General features: G+C 70.5%; 11 protein-coding genes. 4 read left to right on the forward strand and 7 right to left on the reverse strand.

Annotation, left to right across the window (positions count from 1 at the left end; translation table 11 throughout):
• The coding region (locus AC6EI8_RS15940; RefSeq protein ID WP_498382358.1) for an ankyrin repeat domain-containing protein at nt 1-591 on the reverse strand (591 nt) is incomplete at its 3' end.
• Between the two features lie 514 nt (nt 592-1105).
• Here AC6EI8_RS15940 and uvrA point away from each other — a divergent pair.
• Nucleotides 1106-7027, forward strand: coding sequence for an excinuclease ABC subunit UvrA (gene uvrA / locus AC6EI8_RS15945; RefSeq protein ID WP_226108560.1), 5922 nt, complete (start codon nt 1106-1108; stop codon nt 7025-7027).
• 180 nt (nt 7028-7207) lie between these two features.
• On the opposite strand, the gene AC6EI8_RS15950 is transcribed toward uvrA, so the two are convergent.
• Complete coding sequence (locus AC6EI8_RS15950) at nt 7208-7813, reverse strand: cysteine hydrolase family protein (RefSeq protein WP_226108562.1); 606 nt, start codon at nt 7811-7813, stop codon at nt 7208-7210.
• A gap of 95 nt (nt 7814-7908) precedes the next feature.
• Here AC6EI8_RS15950 and AC6EI8_RS15955 point away from each other — a divergent pair, with 95 nt between their 5' ends.
• A complete protein-coding gene (locus AC6EI8_RS15955; RefSeq protein WP_265633221.1) occupies nt 7909-8808 on the forward strand; it encodes a LysR family transcriptional regulator in 900 nt (299 codons plus the stop codon).
• Between the two features lie 135 nt (nt 8809-8943).
• Here the strand turns inward: AC6EI8_RS15955 and AC6EI8_RS15960 are convergent, their stop codons facing one another.
• Together AC6EI8_RS15960 and AC6EI8_RS15965 are read right to left on the reverse strand one after the other, a co-directional pair.
• Entirely contained in the window at nt 8944-10440 is a 1497-nt protein-coding gene (locus AC6EI8_RS15960; protein ID WP_498382359.1) for a YncE family protein, read from the reverse strand.
• Nucleotides 10437-10991 carry a DUF305 domain-containing protein gene (locus AC6EI8_RS15965; protein WP_498382360.1) on the reverse strand — a complete coding sequence of 185 codons (555 nt, stop codon included), beginning with the start codon at nt 10989-10991 and terminating at the stop codon, nt 10437-10439. Before AC6EI8_RS15965 ends, AC6EI8_RS15960 begins: the two co-directional genes overlap by 4 nt.
• A gap of 300 nt (nt 10992-11291) precedes the next feature.
• On the opposite strand from AC6EI8_RS15965, the gene AC6EI8_RS15970 reads away from it, so the two are divergent.
• Both AC6EI8_RS15970 and AC6EI8_RS15975 read left to right on the forward strand, forming a co-directional pair.
• Nucleotides 11292-11825 carry an RNA polymerase sigma factor gene (locus AC6EI8_RS15970; protein WP_422649289.1) on the forward strand — a complete coding sequence of 178 codons (534 nt, stop codon included), beginning with the start codon at nt 11292-11294 and terminating at the stop codon, nt 11823-11825.
• Nucleotides 11822-12640: an anti-sigma factor family protein gene (locus AC6EI8_RS15975; protein WP_150084702.1), complete on the forward strand. Its 819-nt coding sequence runs from the start codon at nt 11822-11824 to the stop codon at nt 12638-12640. The genes AC6EI8_RS15970 and AC6EI8_RS15975 overlap by 4 nt, the downstream gene beginning before the upstream one ends.
• Before the next feature lie 36 nt (nt 12641-12676).
• On the opposite strand, the gene AC6EI8_RS15980 is transcribed toward AC6EI8_RS15975, so the two are convergent.
• The 3 genes from AC6EI8_RS15980 to AC6EI8_RS15990 all read right to left on the reverse strand — a co-directional run.
• The gene (locus AC6EI8_RS15980) at nt 12677-13468 is read right to left on the reverse strand and encodes a TorF family putative porin (protein WP_407648516.1); all 792 of its coding nucleotides are present in this window, start codon (nt 13466-13468) and stop codon (nt 12677-12679) included.
• 146 nt (nt 13469-13614) lie between these two features.
• Nucleotides 13615-14310, reverse strand: a complete 696-nt coding sequence (kdpE, locus tag AC6EI8_RS15985) for a two-component system response regulator KdpE (protein ID WP_265633217.1) — start codon at nt 14308-14310, stop codon at nt 13615-13617.
• 128 nt (nt 14311-14438) lie between these two features.
• Nucleotides 14439-16070: DUF4118 domain-containing protein (locus tag AC6EI8_RS15990; RefSeq protein ID WP_498382361.1), on the reverse strand; the 1632-nt coding region annotated here is incomplete at its 5' end.

Here is a 16070-nt window from a genome sequence, read left to right on the forward strand (position 1 = left end):
CGGCGCCAGTTGCGCCACGTCGCCGCTGCCGGCGGCGTGGGCCAGTTCACCGGTACCGCTGCGTGCGAGCCAGCCGAGATAGTCCGAGACCAGTTCGCCGATGGTGGCCGACAGCGCGCCGTCGTCTGCCAGCGTGTCGGCCGCCAGCGCCACCGGCGGCTGATGGTCGCCATTGCGGGCCGACAGCGCCAGCTTCGCGGCATGGGTGCCCTGGTACTCCAGCTGGCGCAGCAGCGCGCGTACCAGCTGCGGCGCGGGCGGCCGGATCTGGAAAGCCAGATGCAGCGCGGTATCGCCATTGACGTTGGTCAGCGCCGGATCGGCGCCATGCTGCAGCAGACGTTCGACGGTCTTCAGATCGCCGCCGGCGAGCATCGCCAGGTGCAGCGCGGTATTGCCATCGCGGTCCGGCACCCGCAGCAGCGCGGGCTGGCCGGCGGCGAGCGTGTCGATCGCCGCGGCGTCGCCGCGCGTGATGGCGGCATGCAGGGCGGCATGCAGGGCGGCGACCTCCGCCCCTTCCACGGTGGGTGCGCCGCCCGCCGCACCGGCAGGTTTGGCGTCGACGAGACTCCTGGTTGTTAGCACCATGTGCGTGTACTCCTGGCGTTGGGGATGGACGCCGCGGAAGGTGGCGGCGCCGGTTGCCAGCCGAGCGCCGGGATGGCGGGCTGGCGGCGTAAGGACGGCGGTGGGCTTGCTGGTGGGAGCAGGCGGCTGCCTGTGAAGGCGGGTAGCTGCCGGCGGCCGCCGGTGGCGGCTTGTCGTTGCCAGCGGCGGCCGGGGGACTGCGGAGACTGCCGGCGGCGATTCCGGCAGCCGGAGCGGTATGCCGCTCGACCGGACGCGCCCACCGCCGGCGCCGCCATGCTATGGGTGCCGGCTGGCGGAATCTATTGAAAACACCCGGAATCTGTGCAAAGGAGCGCGCCGGGAGAATCGGCGGCAGTCGGTGCGGCATCCCGCGTCCGGCGGCCATCGGCGGGCCGCCAGGCGGCGTCCGGGTGGCATTCGGACGCGTCCGCGGGACTTTTGCTAAAGTTTACGCCCGACTTTCCACCGCCCCCGGCCTTGGGCGCGGTGCGGCCATCGAAAGGATTCCCCCATGTCTTCCGGCGTCATCCGCATCCGCGGCGCGCGTCAGCACAATCTCAAGCAAGTCGATCTGGACCTGCGCACCGGCGAAATGACGGTGGTCACGGGTCCGTCCGGCTCCGGCAAATCCAGCCTGGTCTTCGACACCCTCTATGCCGAAGGGCAGCGGCGCTATGTCGAGACCTTCAGCGCCTACGCCCGCCAGTTCCTCGATCGCATGGACCGCCCGCAGGTCGAGCGCGTCGAGGGCGTGCCGCCGGCGATCGCGATCGACCAGACCAATCCGGTGCGCAGCTCGCGCTCGACGGTCGGCACCATGACCGAGCTGAACGACCACCTGAAGCTGCTGTTCGCGCGCTCGGCCCAGCTGTTCGACCGCGAGACCGCGCTGCCGGTGCGCCACGACACCCCCGAGACGATCTACGCCGAGCTGCTCGAACGCACCCGCGACGGCGATCCGCGCCTGGCGGTGACCTTCCCCGTCGAGCTGCCGGAGTCCGCGACCGAGGAAGAGATCGCGCAATGGCTGTCGGTCAGCGGCTACACCCGCGTGCAGGCGCAGCGCGTGGTGAACTCGCCGACAGGCCCGCGCAAGATGCTCGACGTGGTGGCCGACCGCTTCCGCCTGCAGCGCGCCGACAAGGCGCGCGTGGTCGAGGCGATCGAGTCCTCGCTCAAGCGCGGCGCCGGAAGGGTCAATATCTACGTGCTGCCGGAGGGCGAAGCGGCTTCCGGGGAAGCCGCCGACGCCGAAGCCACCATCTGGCGCTTCTCCACCGGCCTGCACTGTCCTGAAAGCGACCTGCGCTATGCAGACCCGCAGCCGGCGCTGTTCTCGTTCAACTCGGCCTACGGCGCCTGCGAGGCCTGCCGCGGCTTCGGCCGCGTGATCGGCGTCGACCTCGGCCTGGTGATTCCCGACGGGCGCAAGACGCTGCGCGAGGGCGCGATCAAGCCGATGCAGACGCCGGCATGGAAGGAGTGCCAGGACGACCTGATGCGCTACGCCGCGCGCGCCGGCATTCCGCGCGACACGCCGTGGGCCGAACTGACACAGGCGCAGCGCGACTGGGTCATCGACGGCGATCCCGCCTGGAACGGCAAGTGGAACAGCCAGTGGTACGGCGTGCGCCGCTTCTTCGACTATCTGGAGTCGAAGGCCTACAAGATGCATATCCGCGTGCTGCTGTCGAAGTACCGCAGCTACACGCTGTGCGAGACCTGCGGCGGCGCACGCCTGAAGACCGAGGCGATGCTGTGGCGCCTGGGCTCGCGCGAGAACGCCGATGCCGTGCTCGATCCCGCCCGCCGCGTGATGCCGCGTGGCGTGGCCTGGCGGCGCGACCAGCTCGAGGCGCTGCCCGGCCTGACCGTGCACGACCTGATGCTGCTGCCGATCGAGCGCATCCGCCGCTTCTTCGACACGCTGACGCTGCCGAGCGCGCTGCTCGACGACGCGCTGAAGCTGCTGCTGACCGAAGTCCGCACGCGCCTGAAGTACCTGTGCGACGTCGGCATCGGCTACCTGACGCTGGACCGCCAGAGCCGCACGCTGTCCGGCGGCGAGGTGCAGCGGATCAACCTGACCACCGCGCTCGGCACCTCGCTGGTCAACACGCTGTTCGTGCTGGACGAGCCCAGCATCGGCCTGCATCCGCGCGACCTGAACCGGATCGTCGAGGCGATGCGGCGGCTGCGCGATGCCGGCAACACGCTGGTGGTGGTCGAGCACGATCCGTCGGTGATGCTGGCCGCCGACCGCCTGATCGACATGGGCCCGGGCCCCGGCGAGCGCGGCGGCGAGATCGTCTACGACGGCACGCCGGCCGAGATCCGCCACGCCGGCACGCTGACCGGCCAGTACCTGAGCGGCCAGCGCCGCGTCGCCGATGCGTCGGACTGGGTCCGCCGGCCGGTCGACGACACCACGCCGCGGCTGGTGCTCGAAGGCGCCAGCGAGCACAACCTGCAGGACGTCACCGTGTCGATCCCGCTGCAGCGCCTGGTCTGCGTGACCGGCGTGTCGGGCTCGGGCAAGTCGACGCTGATCCAGGACGTGCTGCACCCCGCGCTGGCCCGCCATTTCGGCCGCGCCACCGAAAGCCCCGGCGCGCATCGCGCACTGGTCGGCGCCGAGCAGATCGGCGATGCGGTGTTCGTCGACCAGTCGCCGATCGGCAAGACCGCGCGCTCCAATCCGGCCAGCTATGTGGGCGCCTTCGACGAGATCCGCAAGCTGTTCGCCAAGGCACCGCTGGCCAGGCAGCGCGGCTATACCGCCGGCACCTTCAGCTTCAACTCGGGCGACGGACGCTGCCCGACCTGCGGCGGCTCGGGCTTCGAGCACGTCGAGATGCAGTTCCTGTCCGACGTCTACCTGCGCTGCCCGGACTGCGACGGCACGCGCTATCGCGCCGAAATCCTCGAGGTCAGGATCGAGCGCGGCGGCCGCGCGCTGGGCATCGCCGACGTGCTGGAGCTGACCGTCAGCGAGGCGGTGGCGCTGTTCGCCGCCGACGCCGAGGTGCTGCGCGTGCTGCAGCCGATCGTCGACGTCGGCCTCGAATACGTGAAGCTGGGCCAGCCGGTGCCGACACTGTCGGGCGGCGAGGCGCAGCGCCTGAAGCTGGCCGGCTTCCTGGCCGAGACCGCGCAGGCCGCGCGCAAGCGGGTCGCGCCGGACGCCAGCGAAGGGCGGCTCTTCATGTTCGACGAGCCGACCACCGGCCTGCACTTCGACGACATCGCCAAGCTGATGCGCGCCTTCGGCAAGCTGCTGGACGGCGGCCATTCGCTGATCGTGATCGAGCACAACCTCGACGTGATCCGCGCCGCCGACTGGCTGATCGATCTCGGCCCCGAAGGCGGCGACGCCGGCGGCCAGCTCGTCTGCGCGGGCACGCCGGACGACGTCAAGCGGTGCGCGGCTTCGCATACCGGCGCGGCGCTGCTGCAGTACGAGAACCAGATCGGGCGCAGCGACGCGCAGGCCGAGCACGACGCGCTGCGGCTGCAGTCGGCGCACGGCTCGCCGGCGGCCCGCCGCGCGCGGCGCGCGCTGGCCGAAATCCAGGGCGAGAACGTGGTGCGCATCGTCAACGCGCACGAGCACAACCTGAAGTCGCTGAACGTCGATATCCCGCACAACAAGTTCAACGTGGTGACCGGCGTGTCGGGCTCGGGCAAGTCGACGCTGGCCTTCGACATCCTGTTCCACGAGGGCCAGCGGCGCTATCTCGAATCGCTGAACGCCTACGCGCGCTCGATCGTGCAGCCCGCGGGCCGGCCCGAGGTCGACGCGGTGTTCGGCATTCCGCCGACCGTGGCGATCGAGCAGCGCCTGTCGCGCGGCGGCCGCAAGAGCACGGTGGCGACCACCTCCGAGGTCTGGCACTTCCTGCGGCTGCTGTACGTGAAGCTCGGCTTGCAGCACTGCGTGCACGACGGCACGCCGGTCAGCGCGCAGAGCCCCGAATCGATCGTCGCGCAGCTGCTGCGCGAATACCGCGGCCAGCACGTCGGCCTGCTGGCGCCGCTGGTGGTCAACCGCAAGGGCGTCTATACCGATCTCGCCAAATGGGCCAAGGCGCGCGGCCATACGCACCTGCGCGTCGACGGCGCCTTCCTGCCGGTCGATCCGTGGCCGCGGCTGGACCGCTTCCGCGAACACACGATCGAGCTGCCGGTCGGCGACGTGGTGGTCTCTCCCGACAACGAGGCGGCGCTGCGCGCGCTGCTGGAGCAGGCGCTCGAGCACGGCAAGGGCGTGATGCATCTGCTGGCGCCGCTGGACGGCCTGCGCGAAGCGTTCGGCAACGGCCACAACGGCGATGGCGTCGGCCAGACCAAGGTCTTCTCGACCAAGCGCGCCTGCCCGCAATGCGGCACCAGCTATCCCGAGCTGGACCCGCGCATGTTCTCGTACAACAGCAAGCATGGCTGGTGCGAGAGCTGCGTCGGCACCGGCCTGGCGCTGACGGGCGAGCAGCGCGCCGCCTATGACGACAGCGTGATCGGCGGCGACGAACGCGGCCGCGAGCAGACGCTGCCGTCGGAGGAGCTCGAGCCCGAAGGCGTCGGCCATGCGGCCTGCCCCTCGTGCCACGGCACGCGGCTGAACGCGGCCGCGCGCGCGGTCAGCTTCGCCGGCCGCTCGATCGTCGACATCGCGCAGTGGACCGTGTCGCAGACCCGCGCGTGGATCGAGCAGCTGACGCTGGGCGGCCGCGACGCCGAGATCGCGCGCGACGTGGTCAGCGAGATCCGCAGCCGGCTCGAATTCCTCGAGGAGGTCGGCCTGGGCTACCTGAGCCTGGACCGCGCCGCGCCCAGCCTGTCGGGCGGCGAGGCGCAGCGGATCCGGCTGGCGGCGCAGCTCGGCAGCAATCTGCAGGGCGTCTGCTATGTGCTGGACGAACCGACCATCGGCCTGCATCCGCGCGACAACCGCATCCTGCTCGACGCGCTGCGCAAGCTCGGCGACAAGGGCAACACGCTGGTGGTGGTCGAGCACGACGAGGACACCATCCGCCGCGCCGACCACATCATCGACATCGGCCCCGGCGCCGGCAAGCGCGGCGGCCATGTGGTCGCGCAGGGCGGCGTCGCCGATCTGGCGGCGCAGCCGTCGTCGCTGACCGGGCAGTTCCTGGCCCGGCCGATCGTCCATCCGCTGCAGGCGCGCCGGCCCGTGTCGGCGGCGGCAACGCGAGGCAAGGCGGGCACTGCGGACACGGCGGTGCCCGAACGCTGGCTGACCGTGCACGGCGCCACGCTGCACAACCTGCGCAACGTCACCGCCAGCCTGCCGCTGTCGCGGCTGGTCGCGATCACCGGCGTCAGCGGCTCCGGCAAGTCCACGCTGGCGCGCGATGTGCTGATGACCAATCTGCTCGATGCGGTCGGCCGCTCGGTGCTGTCGTCGCCGGCCACGCGCCGCGCGCGCAAGTCGGCGCAGGCAAGCGAGACCGCGGCGGGCACCGCGGGCGCCAGCAAGGGCGTGAGGAAGCTCGACGTCCAGCATGTCTGGCAGGGCTGCGAGTCGGTGACCGGCTGGGAGGCGATCGACCGCGTGCTCGAGGTCGACCAGACCCCGATCGGCAAGACGCCGCGCTCGTGCCCGGCCACCTACATCGGCGTCTGGGACGCGATCCGGCGGCTCTTCGCCGATACGCTGGAGGCGCGCGCGCGGGGCTATACCGCGTCGCGCTTCTCGTTCAACACCGGCGACGGCCGCTGCCCGGCCTGCGAGGGCCAGGGCGTGCGCACCATCGGCATGAGTTTCCTGCCGGACGTCAAGGTGCTGTGCGACGTCTGCCACGGCCAGCGCTTCAACGCGGAGACGCTGGCGGTGTCCTGGCGCGGCCGCAATATCGGCGAGGTGCTGACGATGGAGATCGACGAGGCGGTGGAGTTCTTTGCCGCGCAGTCGAACATCGCGCATCCGCTGCAGCTGCTCAAGGACGTGGGACTCGGCTACCTGACGCTGGGCCAGCCGTCGCCGACGCTGTCGGGCGGCGAGGCACAGCGGATCAAGCTGGTCACCGAACTGGCCAAGGTGCGCGACGACATCACGCGCCGCGGCCAGAAGCCGCCGCATACGCTGTACGTGCTGGACGAGCCGACCGTGGGCCTGCATATGGCGGACGTCGCCAAGCTGATCCGCGTGCTGCACCGGCTGGTCGACGGCGGCCACAGCGTGGTGGTGATCGAGCACGACCTCGACGTGATCGCCGAAGCCGACTGGGTCATCGACCTCGGTCCGGAAGGCGGCGACGGCGGCGGCACCATCGTCGCGGCGGCACCGCCGGACGTCCTGGCGCGCACGCCGGGCAGCCATACCGGGGCGGCGCTGGTGCCGGTGCTGGCGCGCACCGCGGCGGTCGCGGCCAACGAGGTCGGGCCGAGGGTGGTGCGCGGGGCAGTGGCATAGCCCCGCTCGATCCCCAGACAGCAGAAGAAGCAGAAGAGGCCGCGCGAGCGGCCTCTTCTGCCATGGGCTCTGGCGAAGCACCACCAGCGCGCACATCCTTCCCGCGAAGCCGAACGGGAATCCCAACGTCTTTCCAACGTCGCTGGATCCCCGCGTCCGCGGAGACGGCTGCGTTCTCGCTTACGCCCCCAACGCTCCCGCATCCGGCACCACCAGCGCCACCAGGTCGTTCAGTTCCGTCAGGGCGGTGCGATGCACGACCGCGGCAGGTACCACCTCGCCGTTGACGGGATCGGGCAGATCGCGCGTCGCGCAGGCGGCCGCGACTACCGTGGTGGTGAAGCCCAGATCGAGCGCGGCGCGCGCCGTTGCGCTGACGCACATATGGGTCATGAAGCCCGCCACCACCAGCTGCTTGCGGCCGGTCCTGGCCAGTGCGTCGGCCAGGCCCGTGCCGGCGAACGCGTTCGGCAGGGATTTGGCGATCACCGCCTCGCCCTGCGCAGGCGCCAGTTCGGCAATCAGCTCGACATAGGGCCCCTGCGGATCGAAGATCGCCCCGCCGGGCTTGCCGTGATGCTGGATGTGCACCACCGGTGCGCCCGCCTTGCGGGCGGCGGCCAGCAGGCGCTGGCACTCGGCGACGGCCTCGGCCATGCCGGACAGCGGCAGGCTGCCGTCGACATACTCGCGCTGGTGGTCGATCAGCACCAGGCTGGCTTGCTGCCAGTCGGCCGGCTGGCGGGTCGCGCCGGCGAAATCCATCAGGGTCTTGGCTTGCGGCATGGGGTCTCTTCCTCGTCGAATGCACGACATCGTGCGGTGCCGCCATGATAGGGTTCGGCTTGCCGATTCACCATGCCAAATTCCGACGAGGCACTGTGCAAAAACGAACAGCCGGGACCACCCATTGGGACGATCTGCTGACCCTGGCCGTGCTGGCCCGTTCGGGCAGCTACGCCGCCTGCGCGCGCGAGCTCGGACTGACGCACGCCACCGTGATTCGCCGGCTGCGGCGGCTGGAGACGGCGCTGGGCGCATCGGTGGCCGAATCGATGCAGGGCCGGATCGAACTGTCGCCAGCCGGGCGCATCGCGCTGGCCGCCGCCGAGCAGATGGAGCGGCATGCCGCGCGCATCGGCCGCGAACTCGAAGCGCGCCGCGCCAGTCCCGGCAGCGTATCGGGCACCGTCAAGCTGACCGCCACCGAGGGCGTGGCGACGCTGTTCATCGCGGAGCGGCTGCCGGCGCTGCGCGAGCGCCATCCCGGGCTGACGGTGGAACTGATCGTCGAGGCGCGCCGCGCCAGCCTGGCACGCCGCGAGGCGCATCTGGCCATCCGGCTCAATCGCCCGGTCGAGGAGCAGGTGGTAGCGCGCCGCGTCGGCACGATCCACTACGGCGTCTACGGCAACGCGGCCATGCGCCGCCGCTACGCCGACGAGGGCCTGGCCGCGCTCCCGTTCTGCCAGCTCACGCTGTCGCTTGCCCCCGGCGTGGCGCTGCCCGAGATTCGCTGGGTCGACCGGCAGATCGCGCGCGACGCCATCGTGCTGTCGAGCAACAGCGTCGACACGCTGCTGATGGCCGCCGCGGCCGGCACCGGGGCCGCGCTGCTGCCGCACTTTGCCGCGCGGACGCAGCCATCGCTGCATCGGCTGCAGGACTGCCCCGACGTAAGGCGCGAGGTCTGGCTGGCCTATCCGTCCGAATACCGGCGCCAGCCGCGCTTTCGCGCCGTCGCCGACTGGCTCGCCGAGTGCTTCGCGGAGATGCCATAGGGGGCCATTGGGGGGGCCATTGGGGGGGGGCCATTGGCGGGTCATTGGGGGCCCATGGGGCCATGGGGGCCATGGGGCCACAGGCAGCCATACGGGGCCATAGGGAGCCATAGGTCAGCCCCAGCACGCCAGCCGCTACGGTGTCTGCCGCTGCACCGGCGCCCCGATGCCGGCGTCCGTCACGGGCGCGATCACCAGATAGCGCCGCGCCTCCTGGCGCTCGCCGCCGCCGGCGACCACCTGCCGGATCGGTCCGACCGTATTGACGATCGCCGATCCCGCCGGATTCGCCATGAAGCGCGCCAGCGGCTCGATGCGGCCGCCGCCGTCGGCCCGCTCCGCCAGGCCCAGCACATAGGCCTGCTTCGGCTGCAGTCCGGTGACCGAGGCCTGCAGCACCTGCACCAGCCCCTGATCGAACAGCGCGACGCTGGTCGGCGCCTGCTGGGAAGGTGGTTGTTGCGCAAGCGGCTGTCCGCCGGCAGCGACCGGCACCAGCGACAGTTGCGTGGCCCGGGCGATCGTTCCCGCAGGCTGCAGGTTCTGCCGCCCATCTCCCTGCCTGACCGCGTCCGGCACGTAGACCACCGCCTGCGGCGCCTGACCGACGGGGATCGTCGCGACCACGCGCTGGCTCAGCGTGTCGATCGCCGCCAGCGCGTCCTCGTTCTCCAGCCCGACATAGATGCGGCTGCCGTCGCCCGACGGCCACAGGCCGTGCGGCAGCTTGCCGACCGGAATGGTGGCGACCGGCGCGAAGTCGTCGGTGCGGAACACCGTGACCTCGTTGGTCCCGCCCACCGTCACGTAGGCGAACTGGCCGTTGCGGTTGCGGACGAAATTGACGTGGTTGGTGATCGGCCCGGTATCGATGGTGCGGATTGGTGCGAACGGCGGACGCGCATCGAACACCTGCACCTTGCCGATGTCCTTCAGCGTGAACCAGACCTGCTTGCCGTCGGGCGTCGCCGCGATGTTCGGGCAGAAGGCGCTGGCCTGCTCGATGGTGGCGATCACCTTGTGCTCGGCCACCGAGACCACGCTGGTGCGCGGCTGGAACGACGAGCAGACATAGCCGTACTTGCCGTCCGGCGAGAAGATCTGCATGCCGGGACCCGCAGGCACCGTGATGCGCGTCTTCTCCCGATAGGTGGCCGCGTCGATCACGGCAACATAGTCCTCGCCGCGCACGGTGACCCAGACCTCCTTGCCGTCCGGCGTGTAGAACGCCTCGTGCGGCGAGCGGCCGAGATACGTCACGTGCCTGACCGCATTGGTCTGCGTGTCGATGAAGGACACCGAGTTCGAGCCGATCGACACCACCGCCAGCGTGCGGCCGTCCGGCGAGAAGCCGAGGCCATGCACAAGCAATTGCCCCTTGTACAAGGGGCTGAAGTTCGCCGGCGTCGGCTCGCCCAGCCGGATCATGCCGAGCACCTCGTTGGAGGCGGGGTCGGTGACGGACACCGTGTTGGAGAACTGCTCCGCGGCATAGATGCGGTCGCGATGGCTAATGGGCCGATCCGGATCGGTGGCGGCGCGGGGCGGCTGCCCGGCCTGCGTGGCGGCCGGCAAGGCCAGCGCCAGGGCCGCGATGGCGGCGACGACGGCGGCGGTCGGGGTGGGCTTCATCGTGGCTCCTTGTGCGAATGGTGGACGGTGCGGTGGCGGTGGCCGCCGCCGGCGGCCGCGGCGGGATCGGAGGACATATCGGCCGGCGTTGTGGCCGACGTTGTGACCGACCTGGTGGCCGACGTAGTGGGGGACGTCGTGGCCGCCGTAGTGGCCGACGTATCGGCGGATGTATCGGCGGATGTATCGGCACCGGGCGGCGCCAGCCCGATCGCCAGATACATCGCCGCAATCTCCTGCTGCTGCGTGGCGATGATTTCCTGCGCCAGCCGGCGCAGTTGCGGATTGCGCCCGTACCGCAGCTGCGCCATCGCCATCTCGATCGCGCCGCGGTGGTGCGGCACCATCATGTGGACGAAGTCGCGGTCGACGTCGCCGCTCGGCGTGATCGCCATCTCGTTCATCATCCGCTCCATCGCACGGTCGTTCTCGGCGAGGAAGGCGGCGTGGTTGGCGGCTTCGGTGGAGGCCGCACCCGTGGCCGCCGAGGGCTCGGCCGCGGCTGCCGGCGCAACGAATATCGCCAGCGCCCCGACCAGGGTCACGGACATGGCCACGGACATGGCCACGGGTATGACCAACGGCATGGCAAACGGCATGGCCGACGCGACCCGCGCGGCGCCGCGGTCGCGGCCGCGCCATCGAAAACAGACTGGCATGCTGCACTCCTCGAGGTCCGTACCCACAGGTGAACAGCGCTCCCGCCCCGCTTATTCCCGCCGAGCGGCAAAAAAATCCGGACGGTGGCCGGCATTGGCCGGAATAAAATCGCCCCGATGGTGTTCACGCTGCAAGGGCACAGCGCCGGCGAACAAACCCGGCGCGGCCCGCCGACCGACAAAGGAACAGCGATGGGGGTTCGTGAAGAACTGATCGACCACGTGCCGCGGCTGCGCCGCTATGCGCGCGCGCTGGTCCACAACCGCGAGCTTGCCGACGATCTGGTGCAGGACACGCTCGAGCGCGCGCTGCGCCATGCGCGGCAATACCACGACGGCACCGATCTGCGGGCCTGGCTATTCACGATCATGCATAACGCCTTCGTCAACCAGATGCGCGGCGCCGGCATGCGCGCGACGCATGTGCCGATGGACGACGACACGCTGTCCGACGGCCTGTCCGGCGCCGACTGGCACAGCACGGCGGCCAATCCGGCGGGCTCGCTGGAAGTGCGCGACCTCGATTACGCGCTGCAGCGGCTGCCGGCCGAACAGCGCGAGGTGGTGCTGCTGGTCGGCCTCGAATCGATGAGCTATGCCGAGGTCGCGCTGGCGCTCGGCATCCCGGTCGGCACCGTGATGTCCCGGCTGTCGCGCGGACGCGAGCGCCTGCGCAGCCTGATGGCCGGTGTCAAACCCGAAGCCCGACTGAGGGTGGTGCGATGAGCAACGAAGCATTCGCGATCAGCGAGGAAGAGATCCACGCCTACGTCGACGGCATGGTGCCCGACGCGCGGCGCGCCGAAATCGAGCAGCGGCTCGAGCACGACCCCCAGCTCGCCCAGCGGATCAGCCAGTACTACGCGCTGAACCACATGCTGCACGCGCGCTACGACCGCGTGCTGAACGAACCGCTGCCGTCGCGGCTGCGCGACCCCGGCCGGCGCGGCGCATGGCTGCGCCGGCTGGACTGGAAGCTGCTGGGCGGCATGGCCGCGGCGCTGGTGGTGGGCATCGGCATCGGCGCCAATGCCGATGCGTGGCGCCGCGCGGTGCCGTCCTTCGGCGGCGAGCTGGCCCGGCGCGCGCCGACGGGGCTCGATACCGGCGAATCGTTCGCGCGCCAATCGGCGATCGCCCACGTGATCTATGCCCCCGAGGTACGCCGGCCGGTGGAGGTCGGCGCGGACCGCGAGCAGGAGCTGGTCAAATGGGTATCGAACCGGCTGGGGGCCGATGTCCGCCCGCCGATCCTGACGCGCACCGGCTTCTCGCTGATGGGCGGACGCCTGCTGCCGAGCAACCACGGCCCGGTCGCGCAGTTCATGTACCACGACGCCAACGGCGAGCGCATCACGCTGTGCATCTCGCACCGCGACCTCGCCGCCGACGTGACCGCTTTCCGGCTGTATCAGGACGGTCCGGTCAATGTCTTCTACTGGATCGACGGCAAGTTCGGCTACGCGGTGTCGGGCGGCATCGACCGCCAGCGGCTGCTCGAGCTGGCGCACGACGTGCACGCGCAGGTCGCCGCGCAGTAGCGCCGCCGGGCGGCGGTGGGCGATGGCGGCGCGGCCTCAGAACGTCTTCGTCAGCGAGGCCCAGGCCGTGCCGCGGCCCATGTAGCGTCCGCTGGCGTTGGTGTAGACGGTCCGGTCCGCGTTGGTGTCGACATAGGCCACGGCCAGCGCGAAGCCGTTGCCCAGGTCCCTGGTCAGGCCGAGCTTCCAGTCGGCATACGAGGCGTCGGCCGCCTGCACCTTCTGGTAGCCGACATGCGTGTTCAGCGTCAGGCCCCAGACCTGCAGCGGCACGTTGGCCGACAGGTCCGCATACCAGCTGTGCCGGCTGTCGGCGAGGCCGAACAGCTTGGTCGGCGCATACGAGACCTTGAGGGACACCGGACCGTAGCCGACGCCGGCATAGGCTTCGGTGGTATGGGGACGGGTGAAGCCGCCCGGGTAAGCACCGGGGTAGTAGTACTGCAGCACGCCGACGTCGTAGCTCCATTTGCCCTCGGTGCCGAAGGTGTTCCTGAAGCCCGCGTAGAAGTCCATCTCGATCGGCGCCGACACCTCGTCGTTGCTGTCGCCCAGCCAGCTGATGCTCGAGTTCCAGTTGCCCAGATAGAAGCCGCTGGCATGGCTGTAGTCGAAGCCGCCCTGGATCGCGGGCCGGCGATCGGTCTGCGTGATGCCGCGATAGCGGTAGTCGGTGGCCAGCGACAGATTAGCCGTCAACGTGTGCGGCGCGGTCTGCGCGGCCGCCGGCATCGCGGACAGGAGCGTGATGGAGAGCAGAGAAGCGGCGGGCAGGGAAGCGGCGAGCAGCGCCGCGGCGGGATGGCGCGGTAGCGTGATTCGGATCATGAGAATCGTGGCGAAGTAGAAGGGACAGTCCCGTTGGGGACCTTCGCCACGATAGGCATCGGCGCGTAAAAACGGTGTCAAGAGTGCGAGGCGCGGCATGCGAACCGCGTAAAGGCGCACGCCGGGCGTTCATGCCCCGGGGTCGCTCACCCCGCGAAGCGATAGCCGATGCCGGTCTCGGTCAGCAGGTGAACGGGCTGCGCGGGATCGCGCTCGAGCTTGTGCCGCAGATGACCCATGTAGACGCGCAGATACTGGCTGCTCTCCGACTGCGACGGCCCCCATACCTCGCGCAGCAGTTCGCGATGGGTCATCACCTTGCCCCGGTGGGCGATCAGCACCGACAGCAGGCGATACTCGATCGGCGTCAGATGTACGGGCTGCCCCGCGCGCGTGATCACGCGACTGGCGAGGTCCACCTGCACGTCGCCGAAGGCGATCAGGTGGGTGCCCTGCGGATTGGTCCTGGCGTGCCGGCGCAGCAGCACGCGCACGCGCGCCACCATCTCGCCCACGCCGAAGGGCTTGGTCAGATAGTCGTCGGCGCCGCCGTCGAGCGCGACGATCTTGTCGGCTTCGTCGCTGCGCGCGGACAGCACCAGGATCGGCACCTGGGTCCAGCTGCGCATCTCGCGGATCAGCTGGACCCCATCGCCGTCGGGCAGGCCGAGATCGAGGATCACCAGATCGGGCTGACGCGTGCCGGCGTCGATCAGCCCTCGTTTCAGCGTCTCGGCCTCATGCACGGTGCAGCCCTCGGCCTCGAGCGTCGCGCGTACGAAGCGGCGGATATGCGGCTCGTCTTCGACCAGCAACACCGTGGGAGAGAATTCGAATGGCATGACGGTAGTGGTTTCCTTGGGATCGACGTGGTGCGGACGTGGTGCGGACGTAGCGAGGACGTGGTGCGGACGTGGGCCGAATGTGTTGCGGATGGCGGTGCGCGGATTCGAACGAACAGTCCGCCGGCTCAAGCGGGCGGCATGTCGGACTCGGCCTCCACCGCCGGCGGGTTGCCGCGCGGCAACGCGACCACGAAGCGGGCGCCGGGCCCGTGCACGGCCCGGCGCGCCGCGGACCGCGCCGGTTCGACCCAGATCCGTCCCCCGTGGGCCTGCACGATCGCCTCGCAGACGGCGAGCCCGAGGCCGACACCGGCCGTGGCCGACTCGCGCTGCCCGCGCGTGAACTTCTCGAAGATCTGCCGCTCGCTGCCGGCCGGCACGCCGGGGCCCTCGTCCTCCACGGCGATGCGGATCTCGCCCTCGCCTCCCACGCTGCCCTTGCCGTCTTCGCTGTCCTCCCCGTCCTCGCGGCCCTCGCTGGCCTTGCCGTCCTCGCCAGCCTCGACGGCCTCGCCAGCCTCGACGGCCTCGGCAGACACGCGGATCGTCGTTCCCGCCGGCGTGTATTTGCCCGCATTCTCCAGCAGATTGCACAGCACGCGCTCGATCAGCACCGCGTCGCACTCGACCAGCGGCACGCGCGACAGGTCGGCCACCTCGACGCGGTGCCGCGACAACGACTCGCGCATCGCGGCCAGGCTCGAGCCGACCAGCTCCTCGACCGACTGCCACGCCCGCGTCATCCGCACGTCGCGGCTTTGCAGCCGCGCCATGTCGAGCAGGTTGACCACCATCGTGCGCATCCGCTGCGCCTGCTCGAGCATCGCGTCGACGGTATCGGCCACCGAAGGCGCCAGCGGCGGGTCGGCACGCCGCAGCGTCTCGGCCATGCCGATCAGGCCGGTCAGCGGCGTGCGCAGATCGTGCGATACGGCGGCCAGCAGCGAACTGCGCAACCGCTCCGACTCCATCGACAGCAGCGCCTGTTGCGCAACCTCGACATAGTGCAGCCGCTCGATGGCGATCGCGATCAGCGTGCAGAAGCCATCGACCTGGCGCCGCAGCGCAGGCTGCGCGAACGCGCGCCACGCGGCCGGCTCCACCGCCAGCACGCCGCGCGTCCGCATCGGCGCCTTCAGCGGCAGATAGAGCACGGTGCTGCCGGGCAGCGTGTGCGTGCCCGTGCCGGCGGGCTGGCCGTGGTCAAACACCCATTGCGCCAGCACGCGGTCGATCGAATCGGTGCGCGCGGCGGTGTCCTGCTGCTCGGCGTCCATCACCGGCGGCAGCAGCTTGCCGTCGGGGGACGTCAGGAAGAACGCCGAATTGGCATCGAACGCCGCCCGCAGGAAGCGGCTGCCGATCGGCACGATCTGCTCCAGCGTCAGCGCCGACGACAGTTCGCGCGCGAGCTCGTACAGCGTGCGCGCATCGGTCTCGCGCCGCACCGCGACCTGCGCCTGCTCGCGCAGCCCCGCGGTCAGCTGGCCGATCACCAGGCCCACCGACAACAGAACCACGAAGGTCAGCAGGTACTGCACGTCGGTGACGGCGAACGACAGCCGCGGCGGCACGAAGAAGAAATCGAACGCGGCCACCGACAGCACCGAGGCCAATGCCGCCGGCCCGCGGCCGTGCCGCAGCGCGACGCCCATCACGGCAGCGAGGAACAGCATCGCGATATTGACCACGTCGAACCACGGCGTGGCCAGCGCCGACAGCGCCGAGGCGCCGGCGCACCAGACCACGGCCCACAG

The sequence above is a fragment of the Cupriavidus sp. R6-3 genome, from assembly GCF_059772245.1.

What these genes read in the sequence shown, in the direction of transcription:
- kdpE (WP_265633217.1), bottom strand. Translation starts at nt 14,310, where the DNA reads ATGCCATTCGAATTCTCTCCCACGGTGTTGCTGGTCGAAGACGAGCCG.
- AC6EI8_RS15960 (WP_498382359.1), bottom strand. Translation starts at nt 10,440, where the DNA reads ATGAAGCCCACCCCGACCGCCGCCGTCGTCGCCGCCATCGCGGCCCTG.
- AC6EI8_RS15965 (WP_498382360.1), bottom strand. Translation starts at nt 10,991, where the DNA reads ATGTCCGTGACCCTGGTCGGGGCGCTGGCGATATTCGTTGCGCCGGCA.
- AC6EI8_RS15975 (WP_150084702.1), top strand. Translation starts at nt 11,822, where the DNA reads ATGAGCAACGAAGCATTCGCGATCAGCGAGGAAGAGATCCACGCCTAC.
- uvrA (WP_226108560.1), top strand. Translation starts at nt 1,106, where the DNA reads ATGTCTTCCGGCGTCATCCGCATCCGCGGCGCGCGTCAGCACAATCTC.
- AC6EI8_RS15970 (WP_422649289.1), top strand. Translation starts at nt 11,292, where the DNA reads ATGGGGGTTCGTGAAGAACTGATCGACCACGTGCCGCGGCTGCGCCGC.
- AC6EI8_RS15950 (WP_226108562.1), bottom strand. Translation starts at nt 7,813, where the DNA reads ATGCCGCAAGCCAAGACCCTGATGGATTTCGCCGGCGCGACCCGCCAG.
- AC6EI8_RS15980 (WP_407648516.1), bottom strand. Translation starts at nt 13,468, where the DNA reads ATGATCCGAATCACGCTACCGCGCCATCCCGCCGCGGCGCTGCTCGCC.